Source organism: Longirhabdus pacifica, from assembly GCF_004115085.1.
In the GTDB taxonomy this organism is placed as follows: domain Bacteria; phylum Bacillota; class Bacilli; order Paenibacillales; family DSM-105158; genus Longirhabdus; species Longirhabdus pacifica.
This window is the reverse complement of sequence record NZ_QXJP01000009.1, coordinates 108,362-124,997: the sequence shown is the minus strand read 5'-3', so window position 1 is coordinate 124,997 and position 16,636 is coordinate 108,362. Positions and strand designations below refer to the sequence as shown.

The following is a 16,636-nucleotide window of genomic DNA, read 5'->3' as shown; positions in this document are numbered from 1 at the left end:
AATATATATGCCATCATCGTCTAGCTTTTCATCATCATATTCTGCAAAAGTGCAGGTGAAAACGTTCACTATGGAATAACAGTTTTAATAAAGCTTTCCACCTATTATATCATGAATATGTTGCAGATGCTTAGTAAAATTACCATCTGTTACATCAATCCAATGAATTTCATTCATTCGACGAAACCATGAAAGTTGGCGCTTAGCGAATCTGCGTGTATCTCGCTTTAACAAGTAGACGGCGCGATCCAAGTCATATTCACCGGATAAATATCCTATCATTTCTTTATACCCTAATGCTTGCATGGAAACCATATCGGTATCATAGCCCTTTGCAAGCAACTGCTCCACTTCGTTTAGCAAGCCTTGTTCCATCATTTCATCAATTCGTTCTTCAATTCGTTTATATAGCAATTGCCTATCCATTGTCAAGCCTATCAAGCATAATGTATACGGAGACTGCTTTTGTTGTGCTTGCAAAGCTTCACTCATCGTCTTGCCCGTAAACTCAAATATTTCTAATGCTCTAATGATGCGGCGTGTATCGTTGGGATGAAGTCGCTCTGCAGCTTGTGCATCCACTTGTTGCAATTTGGAGTGTAACATCTCATTGCCGTGTTCCTCTGCATATTGCATGAGTGATTTGCGGTAATCTTCGTGAAAAGACACTTCCGTAAATGCATAGTTATAACAGACGGATTCAATATACAGTCCCGTACCTCCAACAATAATGGGCAGCTTGTCTCTTGCAGCAATGTCTGTAATACTAGCTTTGGCCATCTGTTGAAATTCAGATACGGAATAGCCTTCATCTGGATTTCGAATATCAATCAGGTGGTGCGGGATTTGCTCTCTTTCTGCTCTACTTGCTTTCGCTGTACCGATATCCATGCCTCGATACACTTGCATCGAATCACCAGAAATAATTTCCCCATTATATGTATTAGCAATATCTAAACTTATTTTCGTTTTCCCCGATGCAGTTGGACCTACAATAACGAGTAGTGGTTCTTTTCGTTGTATCGTTTCTGTCATCATTCCATCACTCCATACGCTGTTTTTGCATAAGTTCGCAACACTTGTTCAAAACCGAGTCTTGCAAACTCTCCACTATATTTATTCTCTTTCATCACCACTCGCCTTCGTGCTACACGCTTTGCTTCTTGTATAGCTTGCAACGTCAGAGGAGATGCATTGGCAATTCCCCTTAAAGGCGCAAGCGGTGTAGATTGATCCATTGCAGTTCGAAACATCGGATCAAAATAAACAACATCCACACTGTTGTCTGCTAATGATTGTAGCATTTCTAAATAGTCCATGTGAACCATGTGTATGTTTTGTTTCACCTCATGCAGTACTTCTAGATCAAATGCATAGTGCTCCATCCCTTGCACCATGATTTCATAGATGACAGCAGAAGATTCCAAAGCGGTGACTTTACCTTCTTTTCCAACAGCGTAAGAGAGAACTAATGTATCAGAGGCCAATCCCATCGTACAATCTAAAACATGATCTCCCTCCCTTATGTCTCCTGCTCTTACTAATGGATCAGTCTCTCCTTTTATCATTCTAGAAATACGTAATTGTGCCATATTGGGGTGAAAAAATAATGGAGAATGTCCTTTTGCATAATATTTTAACGTTCCCTCATCCTCCACCACCATAACATGTTCTTCTTGATAGTATTTCATCAATTGCGATATCGTATTGGACTTCCGTATGACTGCGCTGCCGTCCATTTGATTAGCCAATGCCGCAGCGTGAGCCGTCGTATGCTTCGCTGCTTTATAGGATGTTGTAATGATCATGACTGTACTCCATTTCACTGTAATTCTTATAAAAGCACTTCAAAAGTACTATTCAACATGAAAAATAATATTTTAGTAAAAAGATGTGTATATAAATCAGCACTATAAAGGGTATAAACAGTGTACATGCTGTAAGCAAGTGTCCTAAGACAAAAAAAGAGACTGAACAACATCCATTGTTCAGCCTACTCATGTCGTTGATATCATCACATGACGCGCTTAAACATCTTCTCTAATTCATAATTAGAAAAGCTGACAACAATCGGTCTGCCATGTGGGCACGTATAAGGAACACGACACTGCGCAAGGCGTTCAATAAGCGCGTTCATCTCCTTCATGCTGAGCGATTGATTGGCTTTAATCGAAGCTTTACATGAACAAAGTGTAGAAGCTTTCTCTCTTAATTTCGCTACATCTATCGCTTTCTTCTCTTCTATAATCCACTCTGCCATTTCCTCTATGATCCGCTGTTCTTCCCCTTTTGGAAACCAATGCGGACAGGCGTGTACACGAAATGTATTGCCACCAAATGCTTCCAGATAAACCCCTACTTGTTCAAATAAAGGTATACGATCTTCTAACACATTCATCTGTACTTTTGTAAATTCTAACGTGATAGGGACTAAGAGCTCTTGACTTGCTTTTTCCGGTTCTCCGAATTTTTGATAATAATATTCATAATGAATGCGTTCATGTGCTGCATGCTGATCGATTAAAAATAGTCCATCTTCATTTTGCGCTAAAATATAAGTTCCTCTCATTTGACCGATAGGATACAAGTGAGGAAAAGATGATGTATTGTTGTCAACATCAGAAGGTGAAGATAATGACGCGTCTTGATACTGTACATTAGATGGTTGTTCCATGGACGTAGCATGTTGTTCTGTTTTATTTTGCTGTAATTCCGTTAAAAAGTTGCGCACCGCTTCTTTTACGACAGGTGTTGTGTGTTGTTGACGTAAATTAGGAGTTTTGGAAGAGCCTATGCTCGGTGCTATATCATCACTTTTTCTATTCCGTGTATGATTCGTTGATGTGTCGTTCTCCTTGATTGCGCGCTGTTCCCGCGTATCACGTTGGTCAGTATGAGTAGTTGCGTTGAGAGAAGGCGCAATAGATTCAGAAATACTAGAAGTCGTTTTCAAATCTAGTTTTTCTTGTATCACTGCCGGACTTTCTTTTCTACTTTTTTTCATCATATGACCTTCTGGAATAAGCACTTGTTCACGCAACGCCGTCCTTAATGTATGGGTGACTAGTTTTAATAACGAAGTCTCTTTACTAAACCGAACTTCCAATTTTGACGGATGCACGTTCACATCTAGTAGCGTTGGGTCCATTTTCAAATGAAGCACCGCAATGGGAAAACGATGAACAGGAAGTAGCGTATGATATGCCTCAAGTATGGCTTTATTGATCGTAAAATGTTTAATATAACGGCCATTGACCATAAGCGTAATGCCATTGCGATTTGCCCGCGTACATTCCGGTAATGAAGCGTAACCTGTTAGCTGATAATCTAAGTCTTCCCCTTCTATGCTGTACATTTGTTTTGCAGTTTGCCTGCCGTAAATCGCAGCAATCACTTGCAACATGTCCCCGTTACCTTGTGTTTGCAGCAACAATCTTCCGTTATGTTTTAATATAAAAGCGATGTGAGGATGAGACAGCGCCATACGATACACATAGTCGGTAACATGTGACAACTCTGTCTGTATCGTCTTCATATATTTCAATCTTGCTGGTGTGTTGTAAAACAGCGCGCTCACTTTAATATCCGTACCCTGACTTGCCCTTGTTTCTTCATGAGCGACGATCTTACCGCCTTCAATTACCATTTTACTTCCTAAGCCGCTAGTGCTCGATGAAGTGATACATTCCAGCTTCGATACCGCTGCAATACTAGGGAGTGCTTCGCCACGAAAGCCGAGGGTTTGAATTTGAAACAAATCGCGATTACTTTTGATTTTACTTGTTGCATGACGACAGAAAGCTTTTTCCACATCACTTGCTTCTATCCCTGCCCCATCATCTATCACTCGAATGAGGTTCAATCCACCGTCTTCAATGATAATTTGGATGGTCGAACTGCCGGCATCTACTGCATTTTCTACCAACTCTTTCACTACCGATGAAGGACGTTCCACCACTTCACCGGCAGCGATTTGATTGGCAATATGGTCGTCTAATATATTAATTCTCCCCATGCTTTCGACCCCTTACTTTTTCCTTACTTATTCTTATTTTTTAATAGTAAATTGCCATCCGTCTTCTTTTGCTGTAGCTTCTAAGATGCTGTATTGTGATGCAAAATGCTGAACATCTACATAGTTTTTACCGTCACGATACAACTGGTATTCATTTTCTTTTAAAACTTGAGACTGTTCACCGATTACTAATTCGACTTGTTCTGCTTCACTGTTCCATTTCACCTCTGCGCCAATTAACGATGCTAAAAAGCGAACAGGTGCGTATACATTTCCGTTTTCTTCTACAAGCTCTACATCAGTAGAATATTCTTTATCATTAATCGAAATAAGCTCTTCATTCAATGAAATATTAAAGTTTTTGACCCCAGCCGTATGCATGGCAGTAATAAGCTGTTCTGCTGCACCTTCAACATTCACGTCTGGCGGTAGTCCTTCACCATTGACTTTTCTCTTTTTCGGTGTTAAATATTCTTCCATCGTAATTTTAATCATGGAGCCGTCTGTTAGCGGAAATAAACGCTGCACACTTCCTTTACCAAAAGACTTGGTGCCCACTATGGTTGCTAATTCGTAATCTTGTAGTGCCCCAGAAAGCACCTCGGAAGCACTCGCGCTGTTTTCATTCAGCATAATTGTAATTGGATGTTGTGCTTCTTTCCCGTTTTTAATGGCTAAACCTTCTAGGTCCCCTTTATTATCTTTCGTGTAAATCAATGTACCTTCTTCGATAAACAATTTACTAATGTTTAATGCAATATCTAAATAACCTCCAGGGTTATTACGCAAATCTATGATGAGCGATTGCATATCTTCTTTTTGTAAACTTTCCAATCCGTTTGCAAACTCTTTGTCTGCATCTTCACTGAATGAGTTTAATTGCAAATAACCTACACCATCTGAAAACATGAAACTTTGTACTGCTGGGATTTGGACTTGTCGTCTTTCTAACTTAAAGTCCATTTTCTCCCCATCTCTTGTGATCGTAATGTTTACTTTTGTCTTCTCTGGTCCTATAATTTCTTGTACTAACTCCGATGTTGTTTTATCGCCTACCGCGTTGCCTTCTACCGCTGTAATATAGTCACCAGATTTTAAACCTGCTTCCTTCGCAGAAGACTCATCGAAAACTTCAACAATAGAAATACCTTCTTCATCTTGGGCAATCCTTACACCAATACCAACATAAGATGACTGCATTGTACGTTGAAACTCTTTCCACTCTTCAGGATTAAAGTATTGCGTGTATGGATCACCGTACACCTCTACCATGGCCTGAATAGCCGCATTCGTCATTTCCTCTTCTTTGTTGCCTTCTAAATGATTCTCATTTAATAAATCATATACTTCCTGTATTTTATTTGGGGTGGTGTCTGCCTCCATCGTAGAGAAAGATACTGCGGATATCACAACTGCAAATAGAAATAGTACGGCTATTAATCGTTTCCAGCTCAACCTTTGCTTTAGCATATAAATCTCCTCTCTTTTCATAGGCATGTTATAGTTCCCATGAATAATGCAAAAATGCGTAAACTTGTAATTCATTATTTCTTCTTATAGATAAGTTGGATGAACTTGTTCAACCAACTTATTACCGCTAAACATAAGATGGAGAAATCTCCATATCCACCTTTACGCCTGGCATCTGAGGCGTAAGGCGTAAACTTGTAATTCAATATTTCTTCATCTTATATCTATTTTACTTGTTTTTTCAAATCATACAACATATTCATGGCATCCATCGGTGTCATATTCATTAAATCCATTCCTTTTAATGTGTCCATTATGTTGTTTACATATTTGTCATTTCCTTGTTTTATTTCTTTCTTTTTTATACTATTCATCTCTTTTGAACCTTGAAATAAAGATAGCTGCTCAGGCTCAGCGTCAAGCTTAGAAATAGGTTCTGATGTAAATGTAGATGTAGATGTAGATGTAGCGTCAGAAGTTTGGTCAGATATAAATTCAGACGTAGAATCAATTGCTGATTCAGCAATAAATCCATTAGTTTGTTTAGCGTCAAACCCAGAAGAAGATAAAATAACCTGAGTATTATTATTGTCTTCTTCATATGCTTGTCCTTGTAGCAAACTGTAAGCTCTATCAATCACACTAGATGGCAAACCTGCTATTTGTGCACAGTAAATACCGTAACTTGAACTTGCTGCACCTTCCACTAATTTACGAAGGAACGTGACTTTATTTTCTTTTTCACTGACAGCCATACTATAGTTTTTGAGGCGAGACAAACTTTCCTCTAAGTGCGCCAATTCATGAAAATGAGTGGAGACTAATGTTTTACAGCCAATTTTCTCATGGATAAACTCAATAACGGACTGGGCGATCGCCATGCCTTCTCCAGTGGAGGTACCTCGACCTAATTCGTCGATAATAAGCAAACTTTGGGACGTTGCTTTCTCCGTCATCGTTTGAATATCTTTCATTTCCGTCATAAACGTACTCTGTCCACCAACTAAATCGTCAGCAGCACCAATACGGGTGAAAATACGGTCGACGATAGGCAACACTGCTCTTTTGGCTGGCACAAAACATCCAATTTGCGCCATCGTTAAAATTAATGCCACTTGTCGCATGTACGTGCTTTTCCCTGCCATATTCGGGCCTGTAATTAACATCATCGCTTCTTCTTCATGAAGGTGGCAGTCATTAGCGATAAAGTGTTCATCTTCCAACACTTTTTCCACCACAGGATGTCTTCCTGCTTCTACATGCAGTGCATACTTCGCACTTACTTCTGGTTTGACAAATTGGTACTTACTACTGATGGTGGATAGTGACTGTAGTACATCCATCTCCGCAATGAACGTTGCTAGCGATTGTAGCTTCGGAATATGCGGCAGCAGCTGTTCACGCAATTGTAGAAACATATCATATTCTAAGTCGGTCATTTTATCTTCCGCTTCTAAAATGAGAGCTTCTTTCTCTTTTAGCTGCGGTGTAATGTATCTCTCTGCGTTCGTTAACGTTTGTTTACGTTCGTATTTCCCTTCAGGCAGCAGATGAATGTTCGCTTTCCTTACTTCTAAATAATAACCGAAAACTTTGTTATATCCTACTTTAAGTGACTTAATGCCTGTATCTTCTCGCTCTTGTTTCTCCAGTTCAGCAATCCACTGCTTCCCGTTACTACTTGCTTCTCGGAGCTGATCCAGATAGGCGTCGAACCCTTTCTTGAACATACCACCTTCTTTTACAGTCAAAGGCGGTTCATCCACGATCGCATGATCAATAAGTTTATGGACATCTTGACATAAATCCACTTGACGACTCATCTGTTTTAACGTAGATGAAGATGATTGGGCACACTCCTGTACTAATAATGGAACTTGCTGCAACGATTGACGAAGTGCCACTAAGTCTCTAGCATTGACATTTCCTAAAGATATTTTACCTACTAGACGTTCTAAATCGTAAATGCCTTTTAAGTGACTTCTCACATCTTCTCGTAAAATAACTTGGTCAACCAAGGTTTCAATTGCTTCTAATCGTGCATGAATATGCTGCTCATTCATCAGTGGCTTATCTAGCCAACGACGCAGCAACCTTCCTCCCATGGACGTTACAGTATCGTCCAACAGCCACAATAAGGAACCTTTCTTATCATGATCTCGCACCGTTTCCGTCAGCTCTAAGTTCCTTCTGGAGAAGGGGTCAATGACCATATATTGATTGGAGGTATAGGTTTGTATATGAGTGATATGGGTTAGTGCTCTTTTCTGTGTACGTGCAATATAGTCTACTAACATGGCAATACACATTTTACCTACAGGTTGCAGCGCAGCCACTTCCTGACTGGAAAAAGTGCGTTCCAATAGCGCTGCATAGGATGATGGAACACTGCTTTCTGTCATCACTACGTTTTTCAACTGTAATGGAGGATGAGTGGACAACGAATCCCACAAGGATGCCTCCGCCATGATTTCCGAAGGCTCGTACATCATGACTTCATCCATAAACTGATCCCATGTTCCTTCGAAACACGTATGATACAATTCCCCAGTCGATAAGTCACAAGCTGCCAGCGCATACGAAGACCCACTATGTAACATACTAACCATAAAGTTGTTATGATTTGCTTTATCTTGGCTCACTTCCGTATATGTTCCAGGTGTGACGACACGGACGATCTCCCGCTTCACCACACCCTTACCTTGTTGTGGCGCTTCTACTTGTTCGCAAATTGCTACTTTATAACCTTTATCTATTAATCTAGCAATATAGTTTTCGGCAGAATGGTACGGAACACCGCACATCGGTATGCGCTCTTTGGCCCCGCCATCTCTACCTGTTAATGTAATCTCTAACTCTCTTGATGCTAACTTTGCATCCTCAAAAAATAGTTCATAAAAGTCTCCTAAACGAAAAAACAAAAAAGCATCTGTAGCCTGCTTTTTTATTTCTAAATATTGCATGATCATTGGAGTATACTGTGCCATTACTTTCCCCCAGCTCTTATTTCATTCATCCTTTATTATAACATGAATTGTTTATACTTGAATAAGACGTTGCGAGGTGGGGTGTAATTTCCATCTTGTTTTTATGTCTTTATTTTCTACCCAATGTCGGTTGTCTATGATACTTTGTTTCATCGGTTGTAAATAGGCTTTATATTTTTGATAACTATCGCACTGCTCTAACTGTTCCCACAAGTCTAGTACGATAGGCTTTAACGTAGCTTTATCTCCTTGGAAATATGCCTTCAATACGTGGTAATCGTTCAAAGGTTGTTTGGTTAACTCCCTGTAATGGTGGGTGATGACATAAGTCAATGCCAATACCCCTTTTGTAATCAGGGGAGATACAATGAAGCTAGGCAATGTACGGTATTCAAATCCACCATGATTTTTAAGGCGGAAATTACCTAAATAACCGTGTTTTTTCCTTCTGTGCTTTGTTGTACTATCTTCTAATAACACCAGTGGGAGGGCTAAGTAATTGTCCAACGTTCTTAACAAATGAGTATGGAGCCATATGTTACTCAAATGAATATGCCCGCCGAGGGAATAGCCATCGCAAGGCATACCGCCTCCATACCACTTCACATCTTCAGGTTCTATCATATGATGTGCTTTTTGCATCGTTTGCCAAACGTGCTTCAGCAATCGATTCGGCTCAGGTGCTGGGTTTGGACGAAGCTCTGCAATCACTTGTTCATAATGATCGTTCACATAAAGGGAGTCTGTGCCGATCATTCCATTTTTATGGAGAATGTGATGTGCAGGAAGTACTTCTTCATTCCCTTTCACCAATAAAAATTCTAAATCTAATCCCATCATTGGACGTTCTTTTCTTCGATACTCTTTTACAACGTCCATATCAAATTGATGTATGGCATCAGCAAAGCGGGACGCTACAGCTTCGTCACAATGTGGTGCAGGATCAATGTGACGAATCGTACATTTCCCGTTTCCTCGCATTTGTAATTCCACCAGCGCAAAATCTAGCCCACATGCATACACACATTTGATGGCAGCGTGAGCTATTCTTTTATACCATAATTGAGAAGCATCTAACGCGTGGTAACGAAAAGTAGTTTTCGTTGGACGCGTGAATTTTTCAATCACATCTAATACATTCAAATTAAAAACAGGCACAATATAGCTTTTCATCCACTCCGATTGATGTGTGTATGGTTCGTAGTGCATATTATATAAAGCTAATATATGTTTCACTCGCTGAAGGTTATTTAATTGGTCCACACTTTGCTTGCGATTAAGTACATAAAATGGTGTATCCTTTTTCATATATTTACCCCATTGCAAAGTGATGCGTTGATTCCCTTGCAATGGGTAACTCCCCGAGGGCATATGTAGTTTTTGTAAAAGGGCGTCCATATCACTACCTGTTTCGTACAATACATAAGACACATTATGCATACAACCACTTCTTTTCAACGAAATGTACGTATAATGTATACATCCTTGATGTTAGTTTAACTCATCATCAAAATCGTCATCTAAAAATTCAGGATCTAAATCTTCGAATTCTAAGTCGTCATTGGCTCCATCAACTTCGTCCATCAGTCCGATGAACTTATCGTCATCACCATTTTCTGTGACAAGAACCGTTAATTTCGTTTCAGCTACCATTTCCACTTTAAATTCACGTTCCACTTTCAACGTAATATCTTTACCATTTTGTGCAATATTTGCTTCTACGCAACTAGGTTGCTGCGTTGCATCAGCACTGACTTCCAATGTGTTCCCTCGATAATTGGGGTCTAAAAATTGCAGTTTTACAATATCCACATACGAAACAATTTCATTTACCACTTCCGTTTTCGTATTCTTATCATAGGAATACCATACATTGACATCAAACGTACCCACTACTTCTACGTGATTATTTTCAGATAGCAATGCTTCGTATTCGTGGTTAATAATCCAACAGCCAAGCATACTGGTCGGTTTGTGGTTCGGAGTTACGACGTGGTTCATTTGCGAGAACTTTCTTCCTTTGCCAATCACACCTTTTGTAATGATTTCCCTGTATTGAAAGTCACGATTAGCGGATGACATATTTCTAACCTCCTCTAACACTTCTTTGTCATTACTTAAGTGTATGCAACAAAGTAGGCTAAAGTGACAAAAAGTTTATAAGCTCTTTGAACTAGGCATTATTTTTTTCTTTTTCTTGCTTTCTTTAGCGTAAAAAATATAATGTTCTAACTCCAAAATAAGTTGAAGTAGTGCGGATCTCACTTCAAATTCTTCTCTTGTTAATGGGAGTGTCATCCCTTTAAATTTTTGTTCTAATTCACCTAATTTCTTCTCTACATTCCCAGTGTAAAATTCATTTTTCACATCTTCGCTTAGTTCGGATAGAAGTTCAGCAATCATTTTATTATGAGTGTATAGATGATACACATGCGAGACGAGACGCATCATTCTTTTAATCGATTGCAGCTGCTGCTCACGCATATGAAAATATGTAGCCCAAGCGGTGTTGGACTTGAACAGCATATTTTCACTTTGATTTTCTACAATATGCTTTGCTTCATGTAGTATGCCCTCTGCCTGTAATAACTCTTCTCCTGACCATACTTCATTCGGATGCTCCAGTTGATTGACCATTTTGGAGAAAATAACGGAAAATAAATCTTCCAGATCATGTTTATGCTGCTGCAAGTCATCCTCTGCATCTGGCATATAAATTAAGTTGACGATCATCGCGCTACCTAGGCCGACGATGAGCAGCATGACCTCATTGCCTATCGCGGCTAATGCTAGAGATTGCTGTTCTACTAAGTGCAGCACGATAACGGTGCTGGTCACAATCCCACTTTGCAATTTCAATTTCACCAACACAGCAATAGCCGTAAAGATGAAGATAGGAATGACCCACAGATGAAATCCAAGAACAGCAAAGATAACGATAGCAATGGACATCCCTAAAATAGATGCAGCCATGCGAACAAAAGAGCTTAAAAATGTCTTTTTCTTCGTCACGTCTACACCCAGTATCGCTAAAAGTGCGGCGGACATGATGTAATGAAGATCTAACCAATATGCAAGATAAACCGCTATCAGCACAGCGATAGCGGTTTTTAACGTTCTTATTCCCATGTCATTCCCCTAGAAGTTGTAGATTTTAGTGAATTTTTCTTCCATATATTCAATCAAATATTGCGGGTTTAATTCTTCACCTGCAATGTCTTGAATTAATTCATTAGGTGTTAACATTTTACCATGACGGTATACTTTATCCGTTAACCACGCTTTGATAGGGGAGAAGTTACCCTCTCTAATATGCTGCTCATATGCAGGCATCTCTTGTTTCATCACATGCGTGATTTGTGCAGCGTACATATTACCGAGTGAATAAGTAGGGAAGTATCCAAAGCTTCCACCAGACCAGTGAACGTCTTGTAATACACCTTCTCCATCATGACTTGGTGTAATGCCTAAGTACTCCTCATATTTTTTATTCCATGCTTGCGGCAAATCAGCAACCTTCAATTCGCCACTAATTAATGATTTTTCTAATTCGTAGCGAATCATAATGTGTAAGTTATACGTTAATTCATCTGCCTCAATACGAATCAAGTTTGGAGCTGCCTGATTGATGGCTGCATAAAAATCATCTAATGCAACGTCGTCAAATTTCCCAGGGAAAAATTCTTTCAATTTACTATAATATTTTTCCCAGAACTCGTAACTTAATCCAATTTGATTTTCCCAAAAGCGAGATTGTGATTCATGTATACCCATGGAGGTACCACTGCACAACGAAGTACCCGCTAACTTCTCCGCAATATTTTGCTCATATAGCGCATGTCCACCTTCATGTGCAGTAGAACCGAAGGAAAACATGAAGTCATTTTCTTTATACGCTGTGGTGACACGAATATCTCCGTGATTGATGTCGATCATAAACGGATGCACCGTTTCATCGATACGTCCACTCTGAAAGTCGTATCCAATTTCTTTTAACACGAACTCCCCTAGTTTCTTTTGTTGTTCTATATCTAACGGCTGCTTCAAGAAAGAAGTGTCTGGCTGCTCTGCTTCTCTTACTTTAGCTACAAGCGGAACGATACGCTCTTTCACTTGTGCAAACACCCTATCCAACGTTTCCACTGTCATCCCTGTTTCATAATCTTCGATCAATGCATTGTAGGGGTTGTCTTCATATCCCCAGATCTCAGCAAATTTTTTGTTGTATTCCACGATTTCTTCTAAATACGGTTGGAATGAAGCGAAATCGGCATCACCCTTTGCATCTTCCCATACGGATTCTGCTGTTGTCGTCAACTCCACGAACTTTTGGTACATTTCTGTAGGTATTTTCTTACTTCTATCGTATTGCTTCTTTAACATCTTCACTAATTTTTGATCCATCTCAGACAGTTTAGCAAAAGTTTGCTCTTCGCTGCATGACTCTAGCAATGTCCCCATCTCATCTGAAGTAGACAATTTAAATTGTTCAGTAGATAATAATCCGATACTTTGTGATCTTGCTTTCACAGAATTTTTCGGTGCATGCGTACGAAGATCCCAGTACATTAAACTGATCGCTTCTCCATAATAGTTAATTTTTTTATCTAATTCACGTAACGTTGTGATCGCATCTGTCATTTGTATTTCCTCCTACTTATAGTAAAAATATAGCTTTGATCTTTTCTTATAACGCTCTTATAAGGAATACAGGGAACCGAATTTTTCTTTTACATAGTTCACGAAATAGGAAGCATTCAAAGGCTCATCTGTAATTTGTTGAATCAATTCATTCGGTTCATACATGGAACCGTGACGATATACGTTTTCTGTCATCCACTGCTTGATCGGAGCAAGGTCACCTTTGCGAATAAGGTCACTGTACTGTGGCATTTGTTTTTTCATCGTTTCCGTCATTTGTGCTGCATATAAGTTACCTAATGCATACGTTGGGAAGTATCCAATCGCGCCCATAGACCAGTGTACATCTTGCAGCACACCTATACTATCGCTACTTGGTATAATGCCCAAATATTGCTCATACTTATCGTTCCAAGCCTGTGGTAAATCTTTGACTTCTAGTTCTTTTGTAATTAACGCTTTTTCTAATTCGTAGCGAATAATAATGTGTAAGTTGTACGTTAATTCATCGGACTCAATACGAATAAAATTCGGTTCCGCTTGATTGATTGCCGCATAAAAATCTTGCAACGATACGTCATCTAATTTTCCTGGGAATGTTTCTTTGAATGCATCGTAATATTTTTCCCAGAACTCATAGCTGAATCCGATTTGATTTTCCCAAAAACGAGATTGCGATTCATGTATACCGAGGGAAGTTCCTGAGTATAGCGATGTGCCACCTAATTCCTCCGCTATATTTTGCTCGTAAAGGGCATGTCCTGTTTCGTGCATCGTGCCACCTAAAGCAAACATCACATTGTTCTCTTTATAATGCGTCGTAATACGGACATCTCCATTATTAATTTGTGTCATAAACGGATGTGCCGTCTCATCGATACGACCACTGTTGAAATCGTACCCCATCTCTTTCGCGATAAACTCTCCAAACTGTCTTTGTTTATCGATATCCATATCTTGCTTTAAAAATGCAGTATCTGGTTGTTTACTTGCCTTTACTTTTTCCAATAGCGGGATGATGCCTTCTTTCACTTCGTTAAACACTGTATCTAAAGTAGCTACATTCATTCCAGTTTCATATGTATTTACTAGCGCATCATACGGATGATCTTCGTAACCGTACAAGTCTGCTTTTTTTCGATTTATCTCCACTATTTTTTCTAAATATGGCTGAAATAACGTGAAGTCATTTTGATGTCTAGCTTCTTCCCAAACAGATTGCGCTTTTGTCGTTAATTCCACAAACTCTTTATACATTGCTGGAGGAATTTTTGTGTTTAGCTCGTACTCTTTTTTTCTGTTCTTTACTAATTTTTGATCCACAAGCGGTAGTTGATCAAACACAGCTGGTTCACTTAACTTTGCAAGCAACTCTCCCATTTCATCCGAAGTGGAAGTTTGAAACATTTCAGCAGATAGTAGTCCCATCGTTCCAGCTCTGTTTTCTACTGATCTTTTCGGTGCTTTCGTTCTCAAGTCCCAGTTTAATAAACTTATCGCTTCTGCATAGTGTCCAATCTTTTTATCTAACTCACGCAATGAAATCATCGCTTCGTGCATCCTCAATTCCCCCTTATATGTTTTAAACCTATACCATGAATGGACATTGATGTGACATGTCCGAATTTGATATGTATTCTATATAGTTGTATCATAAATAGAGTAAAAAATAAATCACATTATGTTGATGGGAATATGGTAAGATTTAAAGAAAAATAAAAAGGAGAGTATACGTACAAGTGGAGATAACGATCCATATGACGGATAGCGCTGAGCGAAAATTACGCACTTATGACAACAAAATAATAAAATTAGCCTTTGACCATGAAGGCTGTGGCTGTGTCATGAGTGGAGTCCCTGCTTTATGGCTTGTCGATGAGGCAGACGGTGGCGATGTTTTGGCAAGGGGAAGTGCATTGCCGATTCTCTATGAAAAAAGGCACGCTGTTTTCTTTGAAGATTCGCTAACTATTGATTATGATGAAGGTAAACATGCATTTCAGTTAAAAAGCAAACAACAAACGTATCATCACGATATGCCCGTTCAATATAAATAGTGGTAATAAGTTGGTATAACAAGTTCATTCAACTTATTAGATGAGAAATTATGAAATATAAGTTTACGCCTCAGGTGCCAGGCGTAAAGGTTATGATATTGAGATTTCTCCATCTTATGTTTAGGGGTAATAAGTTGTATAAACAAGTTCATTCAACTTATATAGAAAGGAAGATTACGATGAACACAATAGATAACATATTGACCTTTAACGAAACTTTTGTAGAAAACAAACAGTATGAGGAGTTTGAAACTTCTAAATTCCCAGATAAAAAAATGGTGATTTTAACTTGTATGGATGCTCGTCTATTAGAGCTACTACCCAAGGCGATGAATCTGAAAAATGGGGATGTGAAAATGGTACGAAACGCGGGTGCGATTGTGACGGAACCGTTTGAAAACACCATGCGTAGTATTCTCGTTGCGATTTATGCTTTAAAAGCGGAGGAAGTATGCGTCATTGGCCATCATGATTGCGGCATGACGGGCATTAGCCCTAGCGCGATTATAGATAAGATGAAAGAGTCTGGCATAGCAGAAGAAGTCATTACACAATTAGGACATGCCGGCATTGATCTCGATACGTTTCTCACTGGATTTGACTCTGTACAAGAAGGGGTTAAACGCAGTGTAAGTGTAATCCGCAATCATCCGTTACTTGCAGCTGGCATTCCTGTTCACGGGCTCATTATTGATCCTGCGACTGGAAAATTAGAACGTGTAGTAGACGGATACAAAGATTTGAAGCAGTAATATTTAGATCTTTATCATGTTGACCATATACATCATGTATGCACTATGTATGTGCACAACTTGCACAACAAACAAGGCAATGTATGCAGAAGTAAACCACTGCATGCATTGCCTTTCTTTTGTTTTCAAGGAAAAATAATGTGTAAGTGTAACGTACGTTACGGTGAAGATGAAGATCGTTTTCGCTCTAATTGTTCTGCTCTTTCTTGGATCACTTCCGATCGGTCCCGCAACGTATGTTTATGGATAAGCTGTTCGTCGTGTATCTCACTGTCGCTCCCCCAAATCCATTGGCGTGCATCACTCTGCTTCATACATTGATGCAGCAACGATTCGTCTGTGAAAGGGAAGTTCATATCGCTATAGACTAGGTCTGCCTTGCCTTCTTGCAATTCATGCAGTTGCTGCAACCGTTCCACCATCTGCTGTCGCAGTTGTTCCCCGTCTACTCCTAACTCATTCAAATGCTGTGTATCACATCGAGCGATCGCTCCTTCCATCATTTTCACTGCTCCCGCTACATTATGTCTTCGCTGATGATAGAGCGATACCGCAAGTTGTATGAGACTGACCCACGTTTGCCTAAATGGATCTTGAGGTTGTTCTTTCCAATATTCTTCTAGCACTTCGTGACATTCAAAATAATCACGGTTACTGTGGAAATACACTAAGTATTCCATATACGCCTCTGGATAATGTTTCATTCTACTCACT

At 39.4% G+C, this 16,636-nt stretch carries 13 protein-coding genes; 2 read left to right on the top strand and 11 right to left on the bottom strand.

Annotated elements, in window-relative coordinates; genetic code table 11:
• Positions 1-84 precede the first annotated feature (84 nt).
• The 10 genes from miaA to D1Z92_RS09120 form a co-directional block, all read right to left on the bottom strand.
• Complete coding sequence (gene miaA, locus D1Z92_RS09165; RefSeq protein ID WP_128895385.1) at positions 85-1,035, bottom strand: tRNA (adenosine(37)-N6)-dimethylallyltransferase MiaA; 951 nt, start codon at positions 1,033-1,035, stop codon at positions 85-87.
• Positions 1,035-1,808: a class I SAM-dependent methyltransferase gene (locus D1Z92_RS09160; RefSeq protein ID WP_128895360.1), complete on the bottom strand. Its 774-nt coding sequence runs from the start codon at positions 1,806-1,808 to the stop codon at positions 1,035-1,037. Before D1Z92_RS09160 ends, miaA begins: the two co-directional genes overlap by 1 nt.
• 206 nt (positions 1,809-2,014) lie before the next feature.
• Positions 2,015-4,015 (bottom strand): DNA mismatch repair endonuclease MutL, encoded by a 2,001-nt coding sequence (mutL, locus tag D1Z92_RS09155; protein ID WP_128895359.1) that lies wholly within the window; start codon positions 4,013-4,015, stop codon positions 2,015-2,017.
• A gap of 33 nt (positions 4,016-4,048) precedes the next feature.
• On the bottom strand, positions 4,049-5,485 hold the full coding sequence (locus tag D1Z92_RS09150) for a S41 family peptidase (protein WP_164931530.1): 1,437 nt from the start codon (positions 5,483-5,485) through the stop codon (positions 4,049-4,051).
• Between the two features lie 224 nt (positions 5,486-5,709).
• Positions 5,710-8,472 carry a DNA mismatch repair protein MutS gene (gene mutS / locus D1Z92_RS09145; protein WP_128895357.1) on the bottom strand — a complete coding sequence of 921 codons (2,763 nt, stop codon included), beginning with the start codon at positions 8,470-8,472 and terminating at the stop codon, positions 5,710-5,712.
• A 51-nt stretch (positions 8,473-8,523) separates the two neighbouring features.
• Entirely contained in the window at positions 8,524-9,822 is a 1,299-nt protein-coding gene (locus D1Z92_RS09140; RefSeq protein ID WP_164931529.1) for a putative amidoligase domain-containing protein, read from the bottom strand.
• Between the two features lie 141 nt (positions 9,823-9,963).
• A complete protein-coding gene (gene cotE / locus D1Z92_RS09135) occupies positions 9,964-10,554 on the bottom strand; it encodes an outer spore coat protein CotE (RefSeq protein WP_128895355.1) in 591 nt (196 codons plus the stop codon).
• A gap of 75 nt (positions 10,555-10,629) precedes the next feature.
• Positions 10,630-11,601 carry an aromatic acid exporter family protein gene (locus D1Z92_RS09130; protein WP_128895354.1) on the bottom strand — a complete coding sequence of 324 codons (972 nt, stop codon included), beginning with the start codon at positions 11,599-11,601 and terminating at the stop codon, positions 10,630-10,632.
• Between the two features lie 9 nt (positions 11,602-11,610).
• Positions 11,611-13,113 (bottom strand): carboxypeptidase M32, encoded by a 1,503-nt coding sequence (locus tag D1Z92_RS09125; RefSeq protein WP_128895353.1) that lies wholly within the window; start codon positions 13,111-13,113, stop codon positions 11,611-11,613.
• A 57-nt stretch (positions 13,114-13,170) separates the two neighbouring features.
• Complete coding sequence (locus D1Z92_RS09120) at positions 13,171-14,673, bottom strand: carboxypeptidase M32 (protein ID WP_128895352.1); 1,503 nt, start codon at positions 14,671-14,673, stop codon at positions 13,171-13,173.
• Between the two features lie 179 nt (positions 14,674-14,852).
• On the opposite strand from D1Z92_RS09120, the gene D1Z92_RS09115 reads away from it, so the two are divergent.
• Positions 14,853-15,170 carry an iron-sulfur cluster biosynthesis family protein gene (locus D1Z92_RS09115; protein ID WP_240666639.1) on the top strand — a complete coding sequence of 106 codons (318 nt, stop codon included), beginning with the start codon at positions 14,853-14,855 and terminating at the stop codon, positions 15,168-15,170.
• Between the two features lie 179 nt (positions 15,171-15,349).
• On the top strand, positions 15,350-15,922 hold the full coding sequence (locus D1Z92_RS09110) for a beta-class carbonic anhydrase (protein WP_128895351.1): 573 nt from the start codon (positions 15,350-15,352) through the stop codon (positions 15,920-15,922).
• A 158-nt stretch (positions 15,923-16,080) separates the two neighbouring features.
• Here the strand turns inward: D1Z92_RS09110 and D1Z92_RS09105 are convergent, their stop codons facing one another.
• Entirely contained in the window at positions 16,081-16,626 is a 546-nt protein-coding gene (locus tag D1Z92_RS09105; protein WP_128895383.1) for a DUF309 domain-containing protein, read from the bottom strand.
• Positions 16,627-16,636 lie beyond the last annotated feature (10 nt).

Excerpts from the sequence above, each read along its gene's own strand:
- miaA (WP_128895385.1), bottom strand. The coding sequence starts at position 1,035 with ATGACAGAAACGATACAACGAAAAGAACCACTACTCGTTATTGTAGGT.
- D1Z92_RS09160 (WP_128895360.1), bottom strand. The coding sequence starts at position 1,808 with ATGATCATTACAACATCCTATAAAGCAGCGAAGCATACGACGGCTCAC.
- mutL (WP_128895359.1), bottom strand. The coding sequence starts at position 4,015 with ATGGGGAGAATTAATATATTAGACGACCATATTGCCAATCAAATCGCT.
- D1Z92_RS09150 (WP_164931530.1), bottom strand. The coding sequence starts at position 5,485 with ATGCTAAAGCAAAGGTTGAGCTGGAAACGATTAATAGCCGTACTATTT.
- mutS (WP_128895357.1), bottom strand. The coding sequence starts at position 8,472 with ATGGCACAGTATACTCCAATGATCATGCAATATTTAGAAATAAAAAAG.
- cotE (WP_128895355.1), bottom strand. The coding sequence starts at position 10,554 with ATGTCATCCGCTAATCGTGACTTTCAATACAGGGAAATCATTACAAAA.
- D1Z92_RS09130 (WP_128895354.1), bottom strand. The coding sequence starts at position 11,601 with ATGGGAATAAGAACGTTAAAAACCGCTATCGCTGTGCTGATAGCGGTT.
- D1Z92_RS09125 (WP_128895353.1), bottom strand. The coding sequence starts at position 13,113 with ATGACAGATGCGATCACAACGTTACGTGAATTAGATAAAAAAATTAAC.
- D1Z92_RS09120 (WP_128895352.1), bottom strand. The coding sequence starts at position 14,673 with ATGCACGAAGCGATGATTTCATTGCGTGAGTTAGATAAAAAGATTGGA.
- D1Z92_RS09110 (WP_128895351.1), top strand. The coding sequence starts at position 15,350 with ATGAACACAATAGATAACATATTGACCTTTAACGAAACTTTTGTAGAA.
- D1Z92_RS09105 (WP_128895383.1), bottom strand. The coding sequence starts at position 16,626 with ATGAAACATTATCCAGAGGCGTATATGGAATACTTAGTGTATTTCCAC.